At 61.8% G+C, this 22,843-nt stretch carries 23 protein-coding genes and 1 pseudogene; 17 read left to right on the top strand and 7 right to left on the bottom strand.

Annotated features, from left to right (window positions below):
* Positions 1–82 precede the first annotated feature (82 nt).
* Entirely contained in the window at positions 83–1,462 is a 1,380-nt protein-coding gene (locus AB8A23_RS18035; RefSeq protein WP_439058679.1) for an FRG domain-containing protein, read from the top strand.
* A 358-nt stretch (positions 1,463–1,820) separates the two neighbouring features.
* Here the strand turns inward: AB8A23_RS18035 and AB8A23_RS18040 are convergent, their stop codons facing one another.
* Entirely contained in the window at positions 1,821–2,420 is a 600-nt protein-coding gene (locus AB8A23_RS18040; RefSeq protein WP_439058678.1) for an NADPH-dependent F420 reductase, read from the bottom strand.
* 109 nt (positions 2,421–2,529) lie between these two features.
* A complete protein-coding gene (locus tag AB8A23_RS18045) occupies positions 2,530–3,264 on the bottom strand; it encodes an SDR family NAD(P)-dependent oxidoreductase (protein ID WP_439058677.1) in 735 nt (244 codons plus the stop codon).
* Between the two features lie 262 nt (positions 3,265–3,526).
* Here AB8A23_RS18045 and AB8A23_RS18050 point away from each other — a divergent pair, with 262 nt between their 5' ends.
* From AB8A23_RS18050 to AB8A23_RS18070, 5 genes and pseudogenes are all read left to right on the top strand, one after another.
* On the top strand, positions 3,527–4,423 hold the full coding sequence (locus AB8A23_RS18050) for a LysR family transcriptional regulator (RefSeq protein WP_089263875.1): 897 nt from the start codon (positions 3,527–3,529) through the stop codon (positions 4,421–4,423).
* Between the two features lie 312 nt (positions 4,424–4,735).
* Positions 4,736–7,522 carry a bifunctional aconitate hydratase 2/2-methylisocitrate dehydratase gene (locus AB8A23_RS18055; protein WP_439058676.1) on the top strand — a complete coding sequence of 929 codons (2,787 nt, stop codon included), beginning with the start codon at positions 4,736–4,738 and terminating at the stop codon, positions 7,520–7,522.
* 107 nt (positions 7,523–7,629) lie between these two features.
* Positions 7,630–7,914: pseudogene (locus AB8A23_RS18060) on the top strand (glutamine-hydrolyzing GMP synthase); the annotation flags it as partial.
* An 89-nt stretch (positions 7,915–8,003) separates the two neighbouring features.
* Entirely contained in the window at positions 8,004–8,876 is an 873-nt protein-coding gene (locus AB8A23_RS18065; RefSeq protein ID WP_439058675.1) for a restriction endonuclease, read from the top strand.
* Positions 8,877–8,956: 80 nt separating this feature from the next.
* Entirely contained in the window at positions 8,957–9,085 is a 129-nt protein-coding gene (locus tag AB8A23_RS18070; protein WP_439058674.1) for a hypothetical protein, read from the top strand.
* A 144-nt stretch (positions 9,086–9,229) separates the two neighbouring features.
* Here AB8A23_RS18070 and AB8A23_RS18075 read toward each other — a convergent pair whose 3' ends face one another.
* On the bottom strand, positions 9,230–9,880 hold the full coding sequence (locus AB8A23_RS18075) for a glutathione S-transferase family protein (RefSeq protein ID WP_439058673.1): 651 nt from the start codon (positions 9,878–9,880) through the stop codon (positions 9,230–9,232).
* A gap of 371 nt (positions 9,881–10,251) precedes the next feature.
* On the opposite strand from AB8A23_RS18075, the gene AB8A23_RS18080 reads away from it, so the two are divergent.
* The 8 genes from AB8A23_RS18080 (at position 10,252) to AB8A23_RS18115 (ending at position 16,419) form a co-directional block, all read left to right on the top strand.
* A complete protein-coding gene (locus AB8A23_RS18080) occupies positions 10,252–11,505 on the top strand; it encodes a serine hydrolase domain-containing protein (protein ID WP_439058672.1) in 1,254 nt (417 codons plus the stop codon).
* 873 nt (positions 11,506–12,378) lie between these two features.
* Positions 12,379–13,542, top strand: a complete 1,164-nt coding sequence (locus AB8A23_RS18085) for a substrate-binding protein (protein ID WP_439058670.1) — start codon at positions 12,379–12,381, stop codon at positions 13,540–13,542.
* A 91-nt stretch (positions 13,543–13,633) separates the two neighbouring features.
* Complete coding sequence (locus AB8A23_RS18090; protein WP_089263881.1) at positions 13,634–13,978, top strand: Lin0512 family protein; 345 nt, start codon at positions 13,634–13,636, stop codon at positions 13,976–13,978.
* A 128-nt stretch (positions 13,979–14,106) separates the two neighbouring features.
* Positions 14,107–14,430, top strand: coding sequence for an ArsR/SmtB family transcription factor (locus tag AB8A23_RS18095; protein WP_439060502.1), 324 nt, complete (start codon positions 14,107–14,109; stop codon positions 14,428–14,430).
* On the top strand, positions 14,427–14,837 hold the full coding sequence (locus AB8A23_RS18100; protein ID WP_175366199.1) for an SRPBCC family protein: 411 nt from the start codon (positions 14,427–14,429) through the stop codon (positions 14,835–14,837). Before AB8A23_RS18095 ends, AB8A23_RS18100 begins: the two co-directional genes overlap by 4 nt.
* Positions 14,838–14,892: 55 nt before the next feature.
* Entirely contained in the window at positions 14,893–15,120 is a 228-nt protein-coding gene (locus tag AB8A23_RS18105) for a hypothetical protein (protein ID WP_175366198.1), read from the top strand.
* A 12-nt stretch (positions 15,121–15,132) separates the two neighbouring features.
* Complete coding sequence (locus AB8A23_RS18110) at positions 15,133–15,792, top strand: TenA family protein (protein WP_439058669.1); 660 nt, start codon at positions 15,133–15,135, stop codon at positions 15,790–15,792.
* Between the two features lie 27 nt (positions 15,793–15,819).
* The gene (locus AB8A23_RS18115; RefSeq protein ID WP_439058668.1) at positions 15,820–16,419 is read left to right on the top strand and encodes a YdeI/OmpD-associated family protein; all 600 of its coding nucleotides are present in this window, start codon (positions 15,820–15,822) and stop codon (positions 16,417–16,419) included.
* 30 nt (positions 16,420–16,449) lie between these two features.
* Here the strand turns inward: AB8A23_RS18115 and AB8A23_RS18120 are convergent, their stop codons facing one another.
* Positions 16,450–17,088 (bottom strand): Vgb family protein, encoded by a 639-nt coding sequence (locus AB8A23_RS18120; RefSeq protein WP_439058667.1) that lies wholly within the window; start codon positions 17,086–17,088, stop codon positions 16,450–16,452.
* A 30-nt stretch (positions 17,089–17,118) separates the two neighbouring features.
* A complete protein-coding gene (locus AB8A23_RS18125; RefSeq protein ID WP_439058666.1) occupies positions 17,119–18,339 on the bottom strand; it encodes a helix-turn-helix domain-containing protein in 1,221 nt (406 codons plus the stop codon).
* Positions 18,340–18,461: 122 nt separating this feature from the next.
* Here AB8A23_RS18125 and AB8A23_RS18130 point away from each other — a divergent pair, with 122 nt between their 5' ends.
* Positions 18,462–19,211 (top strand): DUF899 domain-containing protein, encoded by a 750-nt coding sequence (locus AB8A23_RS18130; protein ID WP_439058665.1) that lies wholly within the window; start codon positions 18,462–18,464, stop codon positions 19,209–19,211.
* Positions 19,204–19,497, top strand: a complete 294-nt coding sequence (locus tag AB8A23_RS18135; RefSeq protein ID WP_439058664.1) for a hypothetical protein — start codon at positions 19,204–19,206, stop codon at positions 19,495–19,497. The genes AB8A23_RS18130 and AB8A23_RS18135 overlap by 8 nt, the downstream gene beginning before the upstream one ends.
* Positions 19,498–19,512: 15 nt before the next feature.
* Here AB8A23_RS18135 and AB8A23_RS18140 read toward each other — a convergent pair whose 3' ends face one another.
* Entirely contained in the window at positions 19,513–20,004 is a 492-nt protein-coding gene (locus AB8A23_RS18140) for a peptide deformylase (protein ID WP_439058663.1), read from the bottom strand.
* A complete protein-coding gene (locus tag AB8A23_RS18145) occupies positions 20,001–21,581 on the bottom strand; it encodes a winged helix-turn-helix domain-containing tetratricopeptide repeat protein (protein ID WP_439058662.1) in 1,581 nt (526 codons plus the stop codon). The genes AB8A23_RS18140 and AB8A23_RS18145 overlap by 4 nt, the downstream gene beginning before the upstream one ends.
* Before the next feature lie 255 nt (positions 21,582–21,836).
* On the opposite strand from AB8A23_RS18145, the gene AB8A23_RS18150 reads away from it, so the two are divergent.
* Positions 21,837–22,841, top strand: coding sequence for an alpha/beta fold hydrolase (locus AB8A23_RS18150; protein WP_309946265.1), 1,005 nt, complete (start codon positions 21,837–21,839; stop codon positions 22,839–22,841).
* Positions 22,842–22,843 lie beyond the last annotated feature (2 nt).

The raw sequence follows: 22,843 nt of genomic DNA on the forward strand, positions 1-22,843 counted from the left end.
ATCTCGGTCGTTCCGGTTGCCAAGGCGTAATTTTTGAAAGCGATCGTTGGTTCAGTCGTGACATGCGGTAGGATGTAGACACGTGTCCGAAAACTTCAATTACATTGCGTTCGGCAATAGCGAATATGTCGAAGGGGTGGTCGACGTTATCGAAATGGGCCGGGGGCGTATGTTCGAATACACGCCCACCGACATTGAAAAGGGGCTTGAAGGGTTTGGCCCGGAGGCGATCTCCTTTTTGGAGAAATTGCCAACCTTCCTCTGCAGTGAAATCGATCGCTCGGGCAACGCGCCCTCGATGGTCATCAAATACGGGCGGATTGAAAATACAAAGCCGGGTCGAAAAGAAGTTTCGACCACATTTAGGACGTTGATTGATTTTGGCACCGTTGAGTTTGAAACTGTCGATCAAGCGCGGGACATCTTCGACGCTGATGGATTCCAACTCTACCGAACTCACTGGGCGGTCCGAAAAGGGGACGCTCAGGGCATCCTGGCAAAGCTGGCGGATCTGAAGCCGGGCCTCGCGGATGCGGTCGCGGCACCTCTGGACCAGCAGCTAATAGCCGCACACGCTGAACCGCCGCCGCGTGAAAAAAATACGATCGGCGTAGCTGACAGCGTAGAAGCCTTTCTTCAGTTTCTGTATCGATTGCAAGCTAAAGAATCGACTGAAACGTTCTTTCGTGGGCATGAAGACGCGCGGTTTGAGCTAACGCCATCTCTGTTAAGAAAATTGCCCGACGGAGCGTGGCAATTCATGCCGAACGAGGATCGACTCTGCAAAGAGCTCCTTATCGCGCACTATGACGAGTTTCAGGGTGATCAATATTGCTTCGATCGTCTCGTCCGCATGCAGCACTACGGCTTGCCGACCCGTCTTCTTGATATCTCGGGAAATCCCCTAGTTGCTCTGTTTTTCGCCTGCTACCACATACCTGCGCCGTTAGCCATCGACGGCGAAGTCATCGTCTTTCGAGTTTCGTCGGACAAAGTGAAGTATTATGACTCCGATACCGTCAGTTGCTTGGCAAATCTCTCGAACCTAACCTACACGCAGAAAAACGTTATTGATCTCAAGTTGGCCGCCCACCCATTCAACGAAACTGGCGTTGCCAAGAAACTGCTGCATCACATCAAATCGGAGAAGGGCTTTTTCGAACCGCGGATCAATCCTGACGATCTTGGGTCGATCGTCTGCGTGAAAGCGAAACGAACCAATACGCGGATCAAATCGCAGTCGGGCGCTTTTCTGCTTTTCGGTCACGAAGCTGCGCTCCCTGAGTCGGGTCAGGAAGGCATTGAAATTTTCCGAATAACGGTCTCCAACAAGCAGCATATCCTCGATCAGCTAGATCGAATTAATATCAACGCTACCACGGTGTACCCGAGCATCGATCAGACGACTGTTCATCTGCGAGAACGTTATCGGCACACCGATAGTGACGGGCCGTTGGGTTAGTCGATTGTTGTGATCTGGCCTTTAGAAGAGTTGTCTTGTCGAATTTTCGATTCGAAAGCTCTCAAGTATTACGGTGACAGTGCACTCAATACGAAAGCCGATCGCTGTTTAGAACGACAACCAACCAGCGAGCATATCCCATCACCTCGACTTCGCTCCTACGTCAGATAAAAGGTACTGCCATGCGCGAAATTGAATTTCGCGATGCCATGGCCAAGTTCTCCGCGGTTGTCGATGCGGCGGTAGAGGGCAAGCCTGCGGTCGTTACGGCCAGTGCGGAGGGCGGATTCGTCGCAAGGCGTAATCCGCACGCTCCGTCGGGCGTCTCCCGGCTCTTCGAATGGCGCCCATACGCCGATTACTGCTCCTTCTTGAACAAATCCTGGAAGATCAGCTGGCCCCACGTGCGGCCGCGTGCGTGTACCAGCGCGCCACCCTCGTTGAGTTTTCCCAGCTTGACGGGTGCGAAGCCGAGTTGTTTGGCCAGGGCCGCCACGGGAGCGATCGCGCCCTCGTCGTCAGCAGACAGAAAGACGACCCGATGCCCGCCCGCGACGACCGGATCGGTCGCCAGAGTGGCTGCGCCCAGGTGATTGAAACCTTTCACGAGTTTGGCGCCGGTGAATGCCTTCGCGACGACGGCGGAGCCCGGGAGATCGTCCGGTTCGTCGGGGCCCGGAAACAGGTTCATCGCGTCGATGACCGTCTTGCCGTCCCAGCTCGGCAGGATCTTCGCAACCTCGCGATGCTCGCCGAAAGGGACCGCCAGGATGATGGTATCGGCCTCGAGCGCATCCCGCAGCGACCTGGCGACGACCCCGGGTCCAATCGCCCGGGCCTGCGGCGCCAATGCCTCGGGCGGCCGGCGGCTCGCGACGGTCACGTCGATGTTCTTACGGGCGAAGGCGTAAGCGAGGGCGTGGCCTATCTTGCCGAAGCCTACAATTGCGTAGCTCATAATCTTCTCCGATTTGTTTTGATATTGATTCACGGCCTTCGAGGGCGCCGGGTTATTCGGTCCGCGGTGGCGCCCGCGTAGAGGTCCCTGTGGTGAACGAGGTGCGATTTCAGATCGCCGAGAAGCCGCCGTCGACAGACAACTCCAGCCCATTCACGAAGCTTGAATCGTCTGACGCAAGAAACAGTGCGACCGCCGCAATTTCCTCAGGGCGACCCATCGTTCCCCGCGGGATCAGGGATTCGAACATCTGCTTCGCCTCCGGGGTGAGAACCTGGTCCTGCATCGGTGTGGCGATCGGCCCCGGGTGCAGCACGTTCACCCGGATATTCCTGTTCTTGAGTTCGTTGAGCCATCCGCGTGCGAATGCGTGCAGCGTCGCCTTGCTCGCCGCATACACGCTGTAACCGGGAAAACCTTTGAGCGAAGCAACTGACCCGGTCATGAAGATTGATCCGCCATCGTTGAACAGCGGCAACGCCTTCTGAACCGTAAAGAGCGTGCCGCGCGCGTTCAGGCCGAAGGTCGCATCGAAATGCTGCTCGGTAATTTCGCCCAGTGGGACGGCTTCGCCCGTGCCGGCGCTCGCGTACAGGATATCGATGTTACCCTTGACCCGCTTGACCGTATCGAACAGGCGGTCGAGGTCGTCGAGATTGGCCGCGTCGCCGCGTACGCCGGTCACGTTCCGGCCGATCAGCTTGACGGCCTCGTCGATCGCCTCCTGCCTCCGGCCCGTGATGAACACATAGGCGCCTTCTTCAACGAACCGCTTGGCGCTCGCCAGCGCCATGCCGCTCGATCCGCCCGTGATGACTGCAACCTTACCGTCAAGCTTTCCCATAATTTCTCCTGTCGTGGTGTCGGGACTGTCCCCGAGAACCTCGAGATGGGTCTGCCGGCGTCAGGCGTTGAGTGCAGAAGCGCGCACATCGGTGGTGCGAAATCGATCCGGCTGGACGAACGACCCCAGCCGCGACCATCGGTGTCCGCCGTTCGGAATTGGGTCGCGCTTGCTGGCACAGGCTATGAGAACTGCCCGTGCCGCTGTTCGATGTGTTAGATACGGGCTTTGGAAGGCGCACCGTGCGGTGCGGGATTGCACCATGATCGACTGGGATGACGTTCGCTATTTTCTTGCCGTCGCGCGCGGAGGCTCGGTGCGGGCTGCCGCCGAGCGCCTCGGGGTGAACCACGCGACCGTGTTGCGACGCATCGCCCAGCTCGAGGCACGCCTAGGGGTGCAAATGTTCGAAAAGCTGCCTTCGGGCTACCGCCTGACGACTGCGGGCGAGGAGGTTCTCGAGTTCGCGGACCAGATGGAAGCGTCGTCGCATTTGCTGGAGACGCGCATCTTCGGTCGCGACCAGAGCGCGCGCGGGCTTTTGCGGGTGACGCTTCCACCGTTCCTCGCGACACACCTGCTCATGCCGGATCTCGCCGATTTCGCGCGTATGCATCCGGACATCGAGATGGAAATCATGTCGACCGGCGAGGTGGCAAATCTGACCAACCGAGAGGCCGACGTGGCGATCCGCATTGTCGCCAACCGCAAGACTCTGCCGCTCAATCTTCACGGCCTGAAGGGACCGGAGCTGTTCAGCGGTGTCTACATGTCTCGCGATCGACTGGCCGCGTGGCGTGCGGGCACGCCTGATCCGATCCGGTGGATCGTCATAGACAATCATGGACTCCCGGCCTGGGCGCGCGAGGGAGAGGTTCACACCACGGGAGTTCCGTTCAGGACCCCGGACGCCGAGACGCAGATCGTTGCTGTACGGCAAGGGATCGGGATGACAAAACTGCCGTGCTTCGTCGGAGATGCTGACGCTCTATTGGTGAGGGTGCCGGGCACCGACCTGCCCATGCATGGGACGCTCTGGCTTCTTACACAGGGGGAGACACGCAAGACGAAGCGCGTGCGGCTCTTCACCGAGTTCGTATCCGGAAGGCTCGCCGCGTACGCGCCGCTGCTCGCGGGACTGTCCGTATCGCGCGACTGACGCGCGGCGGGTCGCCGACCACCAATTTGCTGACGGCGGCGGGTCAGACCGACCTTTCGGACGTGTCTTCGGAGCGTTTCCTTGCGACAGGTCGGGTGAGAACCAGCATTTCAGCCCGGCAAGCATGCCTGCCGTCATGTTTTGACCGTTGAACGCTGAATTTAAAGGGCTATTTTTACTGCAATGCAGTATCTTGTCAGTCGGTCGCGATTGACGTACTCGAAGCCGAATTCGCCTTTAGACCGGTTTTAACAATAACGGTTGGTGGCGCTGCGTTTCCAGCGTCAACCACCTCATGACGTTGGGATGACGATGAGCCTCTATTCAGATTACCTCGCTGAAATCGAAAGCAGAAAAGCTCAAGGCCTCGCTCCCAAACCGATCGACGACGGCGCGCTCACCGGCGAAATCATCGCCCTGATCAAGGACACCGGCAGCGAATACCGCGCCGACGCCCTGAAATTCTTCATCTACAACACCCTGCCGGGCACCACGAGCGCCGCAGGCGTCAAGGCCGCCTTCCTGAAGGAGATTATCCTCGGTGAGGCGATCGTCCCGGAAATCACGCCGACCTTCGCGCTGGAACTGCTGTCGCATATGAAGGGCGGCCCCTCGATCGGCGTGCTGCTCGACGTCACGCTCGGCAGTGATGCCGGGCTGGCGAAGCAGGCCGGTGAAGTTCTGAAGACCCAGTTCTTCCTCTACGACGCCGACATGTTCCGGCTGCGCGATGCCTTCAAGGCGGGCAATGCCGTCGCCAAGGGCGTGCTCGAGAGCTATGCCAAGGCCGAGTTCTTCACCAAGCTTCCTGACGTCGCAGACGAGATCAAGGTCGTGACCTACATCGCCGCCGAAGGCGATATCTCGACCGACCTTCTGTCGCCCGGCAACCAGGCGCATTCGCGTTCGGACCGTGAGCTGCACGGCCAGTGCATGATGACGCCGCAGGCGCAGCAGGAAATCGTGGCGCTGCAGAAGCAGCACCCCGATAAGCGCGTGATGATGATCGCCGAAAAGGGCACAATGGGCGTGGGTTCGTCGCGCATGTCCGGTGTGAACAACGTGGCGCTGTGGACCGGCAAGCCGGCCAGCCCCTATGTGCCCTTCGTCAACTTCGCGCCGGTCGTCGCCGGCACCAACGGCATCTCGCCGATCTTCGCGACCACCGTCGACGTCACCGGCGGCATCGGCGTCAATCTCAAGAACTGGGTCAAGAAGCTCGACGCGGACGGCAAGCCGATCCTCAACAACGACGGCAACCCGGTCCTCGAACAGAAATTTGCGGTCGATACCGGCACCGTGCTGACGCTCGATGCCAAGGGCAAGAAGCTGCGTGACGAAAACGGCAAGGAACTGGTCGACGTCGCTGCCGCCTTCACGCCGCAGAAGATGGAGTTCATGAAGGCCGGCAGCTCCTATGCCATCGTGTTTGGCAAGAAGCTGCAGACCTTTGCCGCCGAAACGCTCGGCGTCGAGCCGACCCCGGTTTTCGCTCCGAACAAGGAGATCTCGGTCGAAGGCCAGGGCCTGACCGCGGTCGAGAAGATCTTCAACCGCAACGCCGTGGGCGTGCTCGGCGGCAAGGTGCTGCATGCGGGCTCGGACGTGCGCGTCAAGGTCAACATCGTCGGCTCGCAGGACACCACCGGCCTGATGACCGCGCAGGAGCTGGAAGCGATGGCGGCCACCGTCATCTCGCCGATCGTCGACGGCGCCTATCAGTCGGGCTGCCACACGGCATCGGTGTGGGACAAGAAGGCGCAGGTCAACATTCCGAAGCTGATGAGCTTCATGAACAATTTCGGCGTGATTACAGCGCGCGATCCCAAGGGCAGCTATCATGCGATGACCGATGTCATCCACAAGGTGCTGAACGACATCACCGTGGATGACTGGGCGATCATCATCGGCGGCGACAGCCACACCCGCATGTCCAAGGGCGTCGCCTTCGGTGCCGATTCCGGCACCGTGGCGCTGGCGCTGGCGACCGGCGAGGCGACCATGCCGATCCCGCAATCGGTCAAGGTCACCTTCAAGGGCGCGATGCAGCCGCATATGGACTTCCGCGACGTGGTGCATGCGACCCAGGCGCAGATGCTCAAGCAATGCGGCGACAACGTCTTCCAGGGCCGGATCATCGAGGTCCATCTCGGCACGCTGCTGGCCGACCAGGCGTTCACCTTCACCGACTGGACGGCCGAGATGAAGGCCAAGGCGTCGATCTGCATCTCGCAGGACGACACGCTGATCGAGTCGCTGGAGATCGCCAAGTCGCGGATCCAGATCATGATCGACAAGGGCATGGACAATGCCGCGGGCACGCTGAAGGGCCTGATCGCCAAGGCCGATGCGCGCATCGCCGAAATCCGTTCGGGCGAGAAGCCGGCACTGACGCCGGACGCCAATGCGAAATACTTCGCCGAAGTCGTCGTCGATCTCGATATCATCGACGAGCCGATGATCGCCGATCCCGACGTGAACAATGCCGACGTCTCGCGCCGCTACACCCACGACACGATCCGTCCGATTTCTTATTACGGCGGCACCAAGAAGGTGGACCTCGGCTTCGTGGGCTCGTGCATGGTGCACAAGGGCGACATGAAGATCGTCGCCCAGATGCTCAAGAACATTGAGAAGGCCGAAGGCAAGGTCGCGTTCAACGCGCCGCTGGTCGTCGCCGCCCCAACCTACAACATCATCGACGAGCTGAAGGCCGAAGGGGATTGGGAAATCCTGCAGAAGTATTCCGGCTTCGAATTCGACGATGTGAAGCCGAAGACCGCGAACCGTACCGCCTACGAGAACATCCTCTATCTCGAACGTCCGGGCTGCAACCTGTGCATGGGCAACCAGGAAAAGGCGGAGAAGGGCGATACCGTTCTGGCGACCTCAACCCGTCTGTTCCAGGGCCGCGTCGTGGAAGACACCGCCGAGAAGAAGGGTGAATCGCTGCTAGCCTCGACCCCGGTCGTGGTGCTGTCGGCGATCCTCGGTCGCACGCCGAGCGCCGAGGAATACAAGGCCGCCGTCGAAGGCATCGACCTGACCAAGTTCGCGCCGCCCAAGATCGGTGCGATGGGGGCGTCCGTCCATTACTAAGGGCGGACAGCGATAGTTGTTCAAAAATTGGCGCGGCAGGTGAAGGCCTGCCGCGCCCCGGGGCTGGTACGCGAGCGGGCATCCTGTACGAGGCCTATACCATTTGTATCGACTATATCCGCAAGGTGGGCCTTTAGGACGCCAACTGGCTGGCCTTTGCCATGCTGCTGCCGGTGAAGACCGTCGGCGTGATGGGCGACGGCCGCACCTATGAATACGTCGTCGGCCTGCGCGCAGTGACCTCGACCGATGGCATGACTGCGGACTTCTGCGCTTTCGACATGAAGTTTCTCGGCGAGACCGCAACGCGGATCATCAACGAGGTGAAGGGCGTCAATCGCGTGGTGTATGACATCACCAGCAAGCCGCCAGTAACGCTTGAATGGAAGTGAAAGGAGCGCGTGATCCAGCATCAGTTTGCGCTGCCTCCGCCTCTGATGTTCTGGACCATCGTTAGATTGGTTGATCAGAGAGCTTGCAGATGTGGCGCCACAACTCTTCGACAGATCAAATCGACGTGCGATGGTTTCAGGAAAGATGCGAGTTCTGCAACTCGAAGCTGGTCGCGATTTCCATACCCGATCGTTGGCCACTTGATCGAGCGCTTTTGAAAGAAGAGCATGAATTGCGCGTCAATTCGGTCTCAGGGATAGATGACAACTACGTAGAGAATCTTGAAATATGTTCGGACTTCCACGTCGAGGATGTGCAGTTTCGACTATGTGCTGCGTGCGGCTGGTGGTGCATTGTTCAAGGCATCCACTACGAGACCTGTCGCCCATTCATTACGTTTAATTGGGCCGCGGGGTGCCTGCGTAACGAACAGGCATCGCTTTCAGCCATCCCTGTGAAAGAAATGCGGCAGGCCTTGTGCGCCTGCTATGAGCGACGATGGTCGTTAGAACCTCGTCAAATGGAAGACATAGTTGCAAGCGTTTTCAAGTCATCGGGGTGTCAGACAAGAATTTCCAAGCAGTCTCACGACGGCGGAATCGACGTCTTCGGAATCGATCAAGCTGGCTCTCCGTTTGGAGTCCAAGTGAAAAGGCACCAGAATAAAATTCGTATCGAGGAGATACGATCGTTCTTGGGTGCTCTGCTGCTGCACGGCATCGCACAAGGCGTCTTTGTAACAACGTCAACCTTCACTAGCGGAGCGTCAAGACTTCAACAGCAAGCACGTTTCGCAGGAATTCGATTGGAATGTATTGATGCGCAGCATCTCTTTGAGATGATTAAGGCAGCACAAGTGTCGGACTTTGATTTAGCTGTGGCGCCCGAGCTGGCAGAGGAATACGCGCGTCAGATTTCCTCATTGCATTTTGGATACTGTTCTCACCTCGGTAGCCACTAGCTCTGCCCGTTAGTTTGCGCCAGCCGAGCGCGGCGCGCGATACCGGTGGATCGACGTCGACCACCATGGATGGTCGACCGATGACCCTCACTCGCATGTTCGACGAAACCTATGCCGACGTCATCGCGGTGCTGCACGAGAGCAAACTGATTTACGAGCGGTATGCCGGCGCGCTGAGCGGCACAAGCCGCATATCGCGAAGCCGGTGACCAAGTCGTTCACCGGCACGCTGGCCAGCATTCTGGTTGCCGAGGGCAAGATCGATCTGCGGGCACCGATCCCGCTTTCGATCCATTGCTGCCGTCCACAGGTCAGACCATGAAAGGCTCGAGTAAGCCCAGAGCGGACTTTTGTTAGCCGGTCGGTGGCTTGCCGGTGAAGACCGCCAGTTGATCGGCGAAGGCGCGCTTGTAGGCGGGCCGCGCTTCGCCGCGGGCGATGTAGGCGCAGAGGTTCGGATAGTCCTCCAGTAGTCCCGACCCGTTCAATCTGCGCAGCACCGTCACCATCAGCAGATCACCGGCGCTGAACCTGCCGTCGAGCCAGTCGGCGTCGCCAAGGCGGGTGGACAGGTCTCCCAGTCGGGCGCGGACGCGATCGTCGAGGATCGGCTGGCGCGTCGCGTACCACGTCTTGTCGCGCTCCGTGAGCGTGGCGGCTCCGCGTTCCACGATCGGCGGCTCTACGGTGCTGAGCGCGGCGAACATCCAGGCGATCGCGCGCGCCCGGGCATTCGCATCGTCTGGCAGCAGGCCCGGATGGCGTTCCGCGATATGGAAGACGATCGCCCCCGACTCGAACAGTATGAGATCGCCGTCTTGGTAAGTCGGGATCTGTCCGAAGGGATGAAGCCTGCGATGCGCGGGGTCCTTCATCTCAGTGAACGACAGCAGGCGAACGTCGTAAGGTTGGCCCACTTCTTCGAGCGCCCAGCGAACGCTCATGTCACGCGCCAATCCCCTTCCGCGATCGGGAGACCGTTCAAAGGCGCTAATCGTGGGCATTGTTTCTCTCCACCTGGGTGTTTCGCATCCCCAGGACGAACGAGCGGCACCTCTCCCGACAACCGATTTCGATTTTTGGCCGCGGAATTTCGCGGGCCGAACCTGTCATCGGACCCCGCCGGACCACGGATATTCTGCGAAACCGAGAGAATTGACCATTGAGCGAGCTGCTAACTTAGAGATGAAATTACGGAGCGTCACACGCTCGATTCAGAATGATCAAAGATGAGGTGGCTGTTCGAGTGAAGGACGGTCGCCTGCAGCGGTCGCCAGACGACATGCGACTGATCAATGCACCCCCGCTCAAACGCGGGATGTGCGTCATTCTCCGCGATGGTACGACTGGCTCACCATCCTCCCGGAGCCCCTTCATGTCTGACGCGCCTGCACCGAGCCAAGTCCTCACCGCCGCCGAGAGTGATCCCGAGACGCTCGGCTGGATGAAGGGCTTTCCGCCCGCGCCGGACAAACTCATCCAATTCCACGACGGCTCGTTCCGCAACTTTCCCGAGCTGCGCTGGGCCTGGAGCAATGTCCGCCAGCTCGTGCCGACGGTGAATGTCTGGCGCGGCGCGGGGCCGGCATCGGCCTTGCCGCGCGCGGAGCGCGATATCGGCGGCATCACGTCGACCACCATGGATGGCCGGCCGATGACGTTTGCGCGCATGTTCGATGAAACCTATGCCGACGGCATCGCGGTGCTGCACAAGGGCAAGCTGATCTACGAGCGCTATGCCGGCGCGCTGAAGCCGCACAAGCCGCATATTGCGATGTCGGTGACCAAGTCGTTTACCGGCACGCTGGCCGGCATTCTGGTGGCCGAAGGCAAGATCGATCCGCAGGGGCCGGTGACCGATTATGTGCCGGAGTTGAAGGCCACGGCCTTTGGTGATGCGCGCGTGCATGAAGTCATGGATATGACCACGGGACTGAAATACACCGAGGTCTATACCGACAAGAATTCCGATGTGTGGGGGCTGCGGCGCGCCAATGGCATGGCGCCGATCCCTCCGGATTACGAAGGCGCGAGCGACATCTTCGCCTTTCTCTGCACGCAGCAGAAGCAGGGCGAGCATGGCAAGGCCTTCGCCTACAAGACCGTCAACACCGACGTGCTGGCCTGGATCATCCGCCGCGCCAGCGGCATGACGCTGTCCGATCTTCTGTCGGAGCGCATCTGGGCGCCGATGGGGGCGGAGGAGGACGCGCATTATCACGTCGACCGCATCGGCACCGAAAGCGGCGGCGGCGGACTGTCGACGACGCTGCGCGATCTCGCGCGCTTCGGCGAGGTGATGCGCAATCACGGGCGCTTCAATGGCCGCCAGATCGTGCCTAGCGCAGTGGTCGAGGACATCGAGCGCGGCGCCGATCCCGAGAAGTTCAAGCCGGCCGGCTACACCACGCTGCCTGGCGCGTCCTATCGCAACCAGTGGTGGGTGACCCACAATCAACACGGCGCGTATATGGCGCGCGGCGTCTACGGGCAGGGGCTCTATATCGATCCGAAGGCCGAGATGGTGATCGCGCGCTATGCCTCGCATCCGGTCGCCGGTAATGCCGCCAACGATCCGGTGACGCTGCCGGCCTATATGGCGCTGGCGAAGGAACTGATGGCGGGCTGACCATCAGGGTTCGTGGAACCCGAGGGAACCCGGTCGGGAACCTTGGGGCAGGTTGGGCGTATGCTTGGCGGCCGACATCTTCCGTCGGCGCCAGGCGGACCCCTCCAGAATGATAAAACCCTTGTCCATCGCTCCGTGGCTGCGCTGTTGGTGTGCGGCGCTGTTGATGTCATGCACCGTCGTCGCAACGGCGTCTCTGCATGCGCAGGAGCGGGCGTCTGGCGCGCGGGCCGCGCGCAGCAATCCGGCTGTCGCCACTGACGGCGCGACGCTGATTCATGGCAATTACTGCGGTGCCGGCAACCGGCCGGGCAAGCCACCCATTGATGCCCTCGATCTTGCTTGCATGAATCACGATGCCTGCACGCCGGCGAGCGGCATTCCTAACTGCGACTGCAACGCCAGGCTTCGCGACGAAGCAGCCGCAGTGGCCGGGGACCCCCGACAAGCGCCGGAGCTCCAGAGTCTGGCAGCATTGACCTCAGCGGCTGCGGCCGTGATGCTCTGCAAGCCGATGATCGATGCCGCAGTCCCTCCGGTGGTTGCTCCTGTCCCTGTGGCTCGCGACGCTCCTGCAGCAGGTGCGCCAGTGGCAATCACGCCGGCTCCCGTTGCTGGAGCACCGGTGTCGATTGTCCCTGATAGTGTCGCGCCCGTGGCTGCCGCTCCCGTAACGGACGTAACTGAAACCCCGCTGCCTGTCGCGCCAGTCACTGACGCTCCCGCGCCTGCCGTACCCGTGCCCAGGTCGACCGCGTTGCCCTGAGCAGGCAGAGTCTTGATCGGCTCTTGCGCGCTGCGATCTTTCCGGGGCAATCATGACCGCGAGTCCAGGTGCGCCGACCGCGCAGCTCATGGCAGAGGGAAGCGCGCATGAAGTTATCTGTTGCAGGGTTTGTCACGCTCGCATCCCTGCTGGGGCCTTTAGCGCTTGGCTCCGCAGCGCTGGCGGCGGATCCCATCCGCGTCGGCGCGGTGCTGCCGTTTTCCGGCGGTGTCGAACTTTATGGTGAGCAAGCAAAACTCGGGCTCGATCTCGCTGCCAGGGAGATCAACGCCGCGGGTGGCATTCTCGGCAGGCCGCTCGAGGTCATCTATGTCGATGACAAGACCCGGCCGGCCTCCGCCGAGAGCGCGATGCGGTCGGTGATCGACAGCGGCGTCGTGGCGGTTATCGGCCCTGTCACCTCGGCCAACTTCAATGCGATCAGGCCGCTTGCCGAGAGCACGAAGACGCCGCTGCTTTACGCCACCAATTTCGAAGGCGGCACATGCAGCCGCTACATCTTTTCGTTCAGCACGGTGCCGAACCAGGATCTCGGCCAGTTGCTGCCCTATGTGAACGAGGCTGTCGGCAACACCTACTTCCTGCTCGGCGCCGATCGCGTCTGGCCGCACCAGATGTTCGATATCGCCAGGCCGCTGATCGAGAAGCTCGGCGGCAAAATCGTCGGCACGCAATACACGCAGGGGACCGAGACGGACTTCACGCCGCTGATCAAGCAGGTGGCGGCGGCCAAACCAAAGGTGCTGCTGTTCGCGCTGAAGGGTGACGGCATAGATTTCATCCGGCAGGCCGACGATCAGGGATTGTTCAAGGACACGACGGTTGCGTTCCTGGGACTGTCCGAGATCGATCTCGGCATCTTCAAGGGCAAGGGCCAGGGCCAGAACATGATCACCGTGGTGCCGTCGCTGGCGACCAGCGATGCGCCGGAGATGAAGGCCTTCGTCGCCAGGGTGCGCGCTGCAACCGGAAATGACGTGCTGGTGTCGAACTATGTGATGACGCACTACAACACGCTGATCGCGCTCAAGGCTGCGATCGAGAAGGCGGGTCGTGTCGACAAGGAGGCCATCGTCGATGCACTCGGTGGGCTTACCATCCCGTCGCCGACTGGGCCGGTCACCATCGATGCAAACCACTATGCGACCATGAGCATGTTCATCGCCAGGACGCAGGGCAGTGAATTGGTCACCGTCCGTGCGCTCGGCAGAATTTCGCCGCAGCCGGGTTGCACATTGGCTGGTCGCTGATCGCAACTGGCGAGCAGACGGCTGGTGTAAGTCGCGCGAGATTGCTTAACTCGGCATCGACACAATTCTGGATGAGCGAAGAGGACAATGAATGGCACGTGTGCGCTGTATCACCGAGATGGGCATGGGCGTCGACGTCCACGGCCGCGATGCCACCAAGGCTGCGAAGCGCGCGGTCTCCGATGCAATCCGCCATTCCAGCGTTGGCTTCTTCCGGATGGTCGGCAAGACGCCGCATGACATGTTCGTCGATGTGACCGTCGCGGTGCCGAATCCGGACGACGTCGACACGGCGGCGGTCGCGAAGGAATTGCCTTACGGCACCGTGACCGTGACCGCGGTCAAAGGTGGCCTCGACATCCCGGCCGAGAGCGGCGGCGACGGCATTCTCATTGCCAATGCGGCGGTGATCGTGAGCCTCGACGACGGCAAGTAGATCGGCCGCCTCGGACGACGCCCGCGCTTTCCGCGATCCCGAAAACTGCCTTCCATCCAATTTGGGCTTGACCAATCCATAGCTCGCCGGTTATTGATCAAATCGATAGCTGACGGGTTATGGATGCGATGCTGACCACCTTCGATGTGCTCTTCAAGACGCTCGCCGATCCGACCCGGCGTGCGATCTTCGAGCGGCTCTGTCGTGAGGGAGAGCAGACCGTCGCGGCACTGACCGCGCAAGCCGGCGTCTCGCAGCCGGCGGTTTCCAAGCATCTCGGCGTGCTGAAGCAGGCGGGGCTGGTGCTGGATCGCCAGAGCGGCCGTCAGACACATTATCGATCGCAACCGGCGGCCCTGGCGCCGCTGCTCGACTGGACCAGCCAGATGGCCGGCTTCTGGGAGAGCCGGTTCGACGATCTCGAACAACTGCTGAAGAGGATGGACAATTGACCAATACTGCAGCCGAAACACGTTCCGTCGTCGTCGAGCGGGAATTTGGCCACGCGCCGGAAAAGCTCTGGCGCGCGCTGACCCAGCCGCATCTGATCGCCGAGTGGCTGATGAAAAACGATTTCCAGCCCGTCCTCGGGCATCGTTTTGATCTGAGCGCAAACTGGGGCGTGGTCGCTTGCCGGGTCACGGAAGTCGAGCCGAACCAAAAGCTCGCTTACACGTGGGAGGCCCTGGGTCTCGAGAGTGTCGTGACCTGGACCCTCACACCTTCAAGCAACGGGACACTGCTGCGGATGGAGCAGATCGGCTTCCGGCCGGATCAGGAGCAGGCCTATCAGGGCGCCAAGTTCGGATGGCCGCGATTCCTAGCGTCGATGGAGCAGCTTCTGGCGCGATTGGACTGAATTCGGCCGACACAGAACTCACGCAACTTCCGCATTGCACTGAGGGTTACTCAACATGAGCCTATGGATCAGATACGCACACCGCTGGCTGTCGCTGGCCTTTACCGTGACGGTCATCGCCAATTTCGCTGTCCGCGGATTTGGCGAGCCACCAGCCTGGGTGACCTTCTCGCCGTTGCCACCGCTGTTTCTGTTGATGTTCAGCGGTCTCTATATGTTCGTGCTGCCCTATACCGCAAAGTGGCGTAGAGCAACGCAGGGCAGTGGACGGATGAACGCGTGAACTGGAATGCGCATGGATATTTTTGATCGTCTCAAATCAGCTTCGGCCGATGACTGGTCCAGCTATGTCGATCATAGTTTCGTCCGACAGCTCGGGGCCGGCACGCTGCCAGAACCCGCGTTCCGCGCCTATCTGGTGCAAGACTATCTGTTCTTGATCCAGTTCGCGCGCGCCTATGCGCTGGCGACGTACAAGAGCCGCTCGCTTGACGACATGAAAGCGGCCCAAGGCGGACTTGCGGCCATTCTCGGCGAGATGGAGCTTCACATAAAACTGTGCGGCCGCTGGGGACTGTCGCCCGCCGATATCGAGGCTGCGCCCGAGCTGCAGGCGACGGTGGCCTATACGCGCTTCGTGCTGGATTGCGGCGCCGCCGGCGATCTGCTCGACCTGCATGTGGCGCTGGCGCCCTGCGTGATCGGTTACGCCGAGATAGGCAAGAAGCTCGCGCCGGACGGTGCCGATGCACTTGGCGATCATCCGTATCGCGAATGGATCGGCGAATATGCCGGCGAGGCCTATCAGGATATCGCGGTGAAAGCGCGCCGCCATCTCGACGATCTCGCCGCGCGTGCGATGACCGAGCGGCGCTTTACGGAGCTCGCCAAATTGTTTGGCCAGGCGTCGCGGCTGGAAGCTGATTTCTGGCAGATGGGGCTGGACGCGCGCTAACGCAGCGCGCAGCGGTCAGGACAGAGCATGGCACCCGTCAAAGTCGATCCCGCGAATGTGCGCGAGTTTAAGAACGCTGACGCCTTCTATAAATGGCTCGGCAAGAACCACGACAAGGCCGGTGAGGTCTGGATCAAGGTTCACAAGCTGAAATCCGGCCTCGCATCGATCACGCCGAAGGAGGCGATTGATGTCGTGCTGTGCTGGGGCTGGATCGACGGCATCCGCAAGGGACTGGACGAGACGAGCTTTCTGCAGCGCTATTCGCCGCGCGGCAAAAAGAGCGTCTGGAGCAAGATCAATGTTGACAACATTGCGCGCCTCGTCGAGGAGGAGCGCATGACCGAGCACGGCCTTGTCCATGTTGAGGCGGCGAAGGCCGATGGCCGCTGGGATCGCGCCTATGGCAGCGGCAAGGACATGGCGATCCCCGCCGATCTGCAGGCCGCGATCGACGCCGAGCCGAAAGCCCGTGCGATGCTGGCCAAGCTCAGCGCCCAGAACCGCTTCTCGCTGGCATTTCGGGTCCACAACATGAAGACCGAAGCCGGCCGCAAGAAGCGGATTGCGGCCTTCGTCGAGATGCTGAAGAAGGGCGAGACGATCTATCCGCAGGGGAAGAAGTGAGCCGCGACGGGACGCGGCTCACGCTACCGATCACTTCCGCTTCGGCCGCCTGATCGCGCGTACCTTGCCGCTGGCTCCGCCGCCGGCGAAGAACTGATCGGCACCATCTGACTCGAGGCCGGAGACGCCACTGCCTGCCGGCAGTGCGAGCTTCTCCAGCGCTTCGCCGGTTTGCGGATCGACGCGCCTGATGTCGCTCTCGTCGTTTTCCCAGGTGCCGTGCCAGAGTTCGCCGTCCACCCAGGTGACGCCGGTGACGAAGCGGTTGCTCTCGATGGTGCGCAGGATCTTTCCAGTGTCGGGATCGATCTGGTGAATCTTGCGCTCGCGATATTGTCCTACCCACAGCGTGCCTTCGGCCCAGGCCATGCCGGAGTCGGCACCGCCGCCGGGCGCAGGGATGGTATTCAGCACGCGGCCGGTCGCCGGATCGATCTTCTGGATACGGTCCTCGGCGATCTGGAACAGATGCTTGCCGTCGAATGCCGTGCCGGCATGAGCGGCGACGTCGATGGCGCGCACCGTCTTGCCGCTTGCGGGATCGAGTGCGTGGAGTTTGTCGCCGGATGCGAACCAGACCTGCGTGCCGTCATAGGTGACGCCGTGCACGCCGTCGACACCCTCGAAGGGGCCATATTCGCGGATGATTTCGGCTGCTGAGTTGGTCATGTAACTCTCCTTGATGATGTGACGATGACCCTAGTGATCCGGCAGCGGCGGCGGGAGTAACAACATCGTCGCGAGTCCTGGCAGGGATGGCGACGTCCAGCGGCGTGCTCGACCGCGACCGAGCGGCTGCACCTTATTCTCCACCGCCAGTTCGTCGAGTGCCCGCTGAACGCTGCGCTGGCTGGTGCCGAGCGCCAGCGCCAATGCAGAGCTCGACCAGGCTTCTCCATCGGCGAGAAGCGCGAGCACTGCGGCGTGTTCTTCCTCGACCGGCCGCGCCAGCACGACGACGTCGCGGGCGCGGCGCAGTACCAGCGCAAAACCGGGCTTGGTCGCGTTCACCTCGGCCAGCGGCGCAAGCAGTTTGCGCAGTCGTCCCATCTCGACGCGGAGCCGCGCGCGATGGGAGTCATCGGCATGTCTGGCGCGGAATGCGCGCGCCAGCAGCGTTTCGCGCGAAACATCCGCAGGCCATGCTTCGCCAAGTGCGCGGGCGAGGGCGAACAGGACGGGCCGGGTGGCCAGCGACAGCTCTGTCTTCTGACAGCGGATAACATGTCGGCACGCATCGATGACGATGGCTTTCGAATTCCGCAGCGTCTCGACGTCGTCGAGCAGTAGCACACGTTCGCCGCCGCGTGCGATCAGACGCGCAGCGGGAGCGTCGAGGAGCCGGGATGCGCTGTCGACCTCGGCAGTGAGTGCCGGGATTGCAGCGAGCCTGGCGGCACGCTGCGCGTCGGCAATGGCGGCGCGTGATTTTTTCGCCTGCAGGCGGCGCATCGCGATGCCGGCGACGACCAGCGCGTGTGCGGTACGCAAGGCGGGCGGCAAAGGCGCGGGATCGAGCGCGCCGAGCTTTCGTTCGGCTTCGTCCAGACGTCCGATGAGCAGAAGGCGCCTGACGTCGAGATAGCCGCCATAGGCCGCATTCACATGGTCGCCATGGGCGTCGAGTGTCAGCCGTGCGGCGTCGAGCGTCTTGCTGGGCCAGTTCAGATCGCGCGAGACAAGCGCAATCTCCGCCTCGGCGACGATGCACCGCGCACGCGCCACGGGTTCCTTCGCACCGAAGGCACGCGCGGCTCGTTTCACGAGATCCTTCGCGCGTGCGAAATCGCCGAGCTGAGCCATTGCGATGCCGCGCAGCGCAAGTGCCGGCGCGTCATCGCGCAATGCAACACGCTTCAATGCACCCAGCGGATCACCCGCGGCGAGCGCATGACCTGCGGCGGTGATCAGGGAGTCCATTCAAATCCCGCCACACTTGTCACTCCCACCCGTCCATTGCCGGATCCTAATCTACCTCACGACGATCAACCGGCAAGTCGTGTCGGCAGCGCATGACGATGGACGAAAGTGGAGAGAAGACCATGACGGCACCGATGAAAACACCACCGATTGTGTCACCGCAGGCATGGGAGGCAGCGCGAACGGACATGCTCGTGAAGGAGAAGGCTGTCATGCGCGCGCGCGACGCGCTCGCTGCCGAGCGCCGGCGGATGCCGTGGATGGAAGTAGATAAGGCCTATGCATTCAAGGGGCCGGGCGGCACAGCCAGCCTGCTTGATTTGTTCGACGGCCGGCGGCAGTTGATCGTCTACCGCGCCTTCTTCGAGCCCGGCGTATTCGGTTGGCCCGATCATGCCTGCCGCGGCTGTTCGCTGGGCGCCGATCAGGTCGCGCACCTCGCGCATCTGAATGCCCGTGATACCACGCTCGTATACGCCTCGCGGGCACCGCAGGCGGACATCGCACGTTTGAAGGCGCGGATGGATTGGGAGATGCCGTGGGTCACGATCACAGACAGTTTCGACGCCGACTTCGGCGTCGACGAGTGGCACGGCCATAACGTGTTCTTCCGCGATGGCGACCGCGTGTTCCGCACCTATTTCATCAACAGCCGCGGCGACGAGGCAATGGGGACCACCTGGAGCTATCTCGACGCGACGCCGCTCGGCCGCCAGGAGGTCTGGGAGGATTCGCCCGAAGGCTACCCTCAGACTCCGACCTACAAATGGTGGAACTGGCACGACAACTATGTGGCCGGGGCCGCACCCGACAAGAAATGGGTTGAGGTCTCGGCCGCCGGCGAGGCGACATTCCGGAAGACCGATGAATAGCGTCCACAACGATGTCATGGATAGTGCGAAGGCCTATCGCTGGAAAATGGGTAGTCTTGCGCCGGCCGCCGACTGGCTATGCCTTGCGGCCGCTCCGGCCTTCGCATTGATGGCGCTGCTGACGGGTGTGCTCGATGGCAGTTCGCCGGACCTGCTCTGTTCAACGTCGCGTTCATCGCCGTGGAGTGGAATGGCGGTGATGTATGCCTTGATGAGTTTGTTCCATACCGTGCCCTGGCTCAGGCTGATGTCGGGCCGATGCCGCCAATCGCAGCGGCGGACGTGACGGCTGTCGCGCGCTTCAGGCGCGCGACAACTTCTCGAACCGCTTGACCAGCCGCTCGCGCTTGAGGCGCGACAGGCGCTGGATCCAGAACATGCCGTTCAGCTGGTCGATCTCGTGCTGGTGGCAAACCGCACGCAGGCCGTCGGACTCTTCGAGCTGCGTATTGCCGTCGAGATCCTGATAGGCGAGTCGGATACGCGCATGACGTTGGATGTCGTCATTCACACCGGGCATCGAGACACTGCCTTCCTGATGCATGATCAGTTCGGGCGAGGCCCATGCGATCTCCGGATTCACATAGGTCTTGGCGCCATCGCCGAGATCGAGCACGACCACGCGTAGCAGCACGCCGATATGCGGCGCGGTGATGCCGATGCCGGGAGCGGCATGCATGGTGTCGCGCAGATCGTCGGCGAGCGTGCGCAGCGCATCGTCGAACACGGTGACATCAGCGGCCGGCTGCGCGAGGCGCAGGTCGGGATAGCGGACGATCGGGCGGATGGTCATTCCGGCAGCCCCGCGGCCTTCAGCGCATCCGCATAGGTCTTAGCCATGGATTCGACGGGGACCGGGATGCGCGCGAAAAACGCAGACACCGTCAGCTCCGGCTCAATGGTGAGCAGTTCCTCCACCACCTGTGCCGCGCGTTCGTGCGCGCCGGTTTTGACGAGCGCCACGGCGAGCGCGCGGAGTGCGACGGCGAAGCGGCGATTCTGCAGCAGAGCCTTGTCCGCCCAAGCGATCGCCTCCGGATAGTTCTCGTCGATGATCGCAGCGATGGCCAGCGCACCGGAGACGAACCAGCCGTGTGGATCGAGCGGGTTGAGCCGGCGCGCTCGGTCGAGCAGAGCGCGGCCTGTCTGCTGCTGCCCGCGCATGGTCTCGATCCATCCGGCCAGTGCAAGTGCAGTGGCGGAGTTTGGATTGATCGCGAGGGAGCGGCTGAACAATTCGATGGCAGGGTCCTTCGCCGTCTGTGGTTCGGCAAGATTCCAGATTGCAAACGCGGCCATCCAGAGGATTTGCGGATCGTTCGGCATCCGCTCAATGGCGCGCTGTGCGAGTGCCAGGCCTTCGCCGCGATGGGTATCGTCCGGGGTGATCCAGCCCTGGAAGTGTCGCTGCGCATGGCAATAGGCGGCCGCCGCCATCGCCGGCGCATAGGTCGGATCCAGCACAAGCGCCTGATGCAGGCAATCCAGCGCGGCGGTCATGCTCTCCGGCGTGAAGTCGTGTTCGTAACCTGAGGCGCGCAGCAACAGATCATAGGCATCCGGCTTGTTCGGTCGGCTGTGCCTGCGCCGTTCGATCTCGGCGATGCGCAGTGTCGGCTCGATGGCAGCCACGGCGCGTTCAGTGATGCGGTCCTGCAGGTCGAACACGTCGCTGCGGTCACCATCGAAACGGTCGGCCCACAGATATGCACCTGAGCGCGCATCGATCAGTTGCGCGATGATACGCAGCCGTTCGCCGACACGGCGGACGCTGCCTTCGAGCACGTAATTGACGCCGAGCGTGCGGCCGACGTCTCGGATATCAACCGGCTTGTTCTTGTAAGTGAAGGACGAATTGCGTGCGATCACGAACAGCCCGCTGCAGCGCGACAGCGCCGTGATGATCTCTTCGGCAATGCCGTCGCCGAAATAATCCTGCTCGGGGTCCGCGCTCATATTGGTGAAGGGCAGCACCGCGATCGACAGACCTGCGGGATCGGCGGTAGCGGGCAGGAGTTCCGTTGCAGCCGCTGTCGTCACGAGCGGAGAGGGGTTGTCGGTCCGTTCGATGACCTCGCCGACGAAGCGAAACCCCTTCCGCGGTAAAGTGCGGATCAGCCGCTGCTGCTCGCCATTGTCGCCGATGGCCGTGCGGGCCGCATTGACCCGGCTGCTGAGCGTCGCCTCGGACACGATGCGGCCATGCCAGACTTCGGCCAGCAGATCGTCACGGCTGACGACCTTGTCCCGCGCACGGATCAGGAATTCCAGCACATCGAATACCTGCGGCTCCACCGCCACCGTATTCGTGCCCCGCCGCAGCTCCCGCCGGTCAGTGTCGAGGACGAATTCGTCGAACCGGAACAGCAAGATAGGGGGTCCAATACCTGTTGTCGCGCCAAGGCTTTGTGCGCAGGAGCGTCCCCTAGCACACCCCGTCTCAACGATAAATCATGGCCTTCTCAAGAGAAAATCGGAGAAATCTTCAAGCGAGGATGCCGGTACCGCGGCATGGTCCGCGCATCGACGGCCTCAACCGTCATTGCCCGGAGGACCTGCACCATGACGAATGACAAGCGCGACACCAGTCACTTCAACCGCCGCAGCCTGCTGGGCGCGGCGCTCATGGGCATCGCCGCGGCTCAGTTCGGCGGCATCGGCTCCGCCGCGGCGCAGGCCGCCAAGGTCGGCAAACAGCTCCCGGCCATCAAGCGCGGCACGCATACGTCGTTCAAGCCGCTGAAGCAGATCAATGCCGGCGACCTCAGCGTCGCCTATGCCGAGGACGGCCCGGCCAACGGCCCCGTTGTGCTGCTGCTGCACGGCTGGCCCTATGACATCTATAGCTATGTGGATGTCGCGCCGCTGCTGGCCTCGGCCGGCTACCGCGTCATCATCCCGTATCTGCGCGGCTATGGCGGCACGCGCTTCCTCTCCGACGCGACGGTGCGCAATGGCCAGCCGGCAGCGCTCGCCACCGACATCGTCGCGTTCATGGACGCACTGAAGATCGAGAAGGCGGTGGTCGGCGGCTACGACTGGGGTGGCCGCACGGCCGACATTCTGGCTGCGATCTGGCCCGAGCGCGTCAAGGCGCTGGTCGCCGTCAGCGGCTATCTGATCGGCAGCCAGGAGGGCAACCGCATGCCGTTGCCGCCGAAGGCTGAACTGGAATGGTGGTACCAGTTCTACTTCACCACGGAGCGCGGCCGGCTGGGCTATGACAAGTACCGGCACGACTTCGCCAAGCTGATCTGGAAGCTGGCCTCGCCGAAGTGGAATTTCGATGACGCCACCTATGACCGATCAGCCAAGGCGTTCGAGAATCCCGATCACGTCGCCATTACCATCCACAACTATCGCTGGCGGCTCGAACTCGCCCAGGGCGAGGCGAAATATGATGAGCTGGAGAAGCGGCTGGCGCAGGGGCCGGTGATTGCGGTGCCGACCATCACCATGGAAGGCGACGCCAATGGCGCGCCGCATCCCGATCCCAAGGCCTATGCGAAGAAGTTCACCGGCAAGTACGAGCATCGCACGGTGAATGGCGGGATCGGTCACAACCTGCCGCAGGAAGCGCCGCGTGAATTCGCCCAGGCGATCATTGATGCCGACGCGATGGCACGCTGAGA

It is taken from the genome of Tardiphaga sp. 619_E2_N8_4, assembly GCF_051810905.1.
Classification (GTDB): Bacteria; Pseudomonadota; Alphaproteobacteria; order Rhizobiales; family Xanthobacteraceae; genus Tardiphaga; species Tardiphaga robiniae.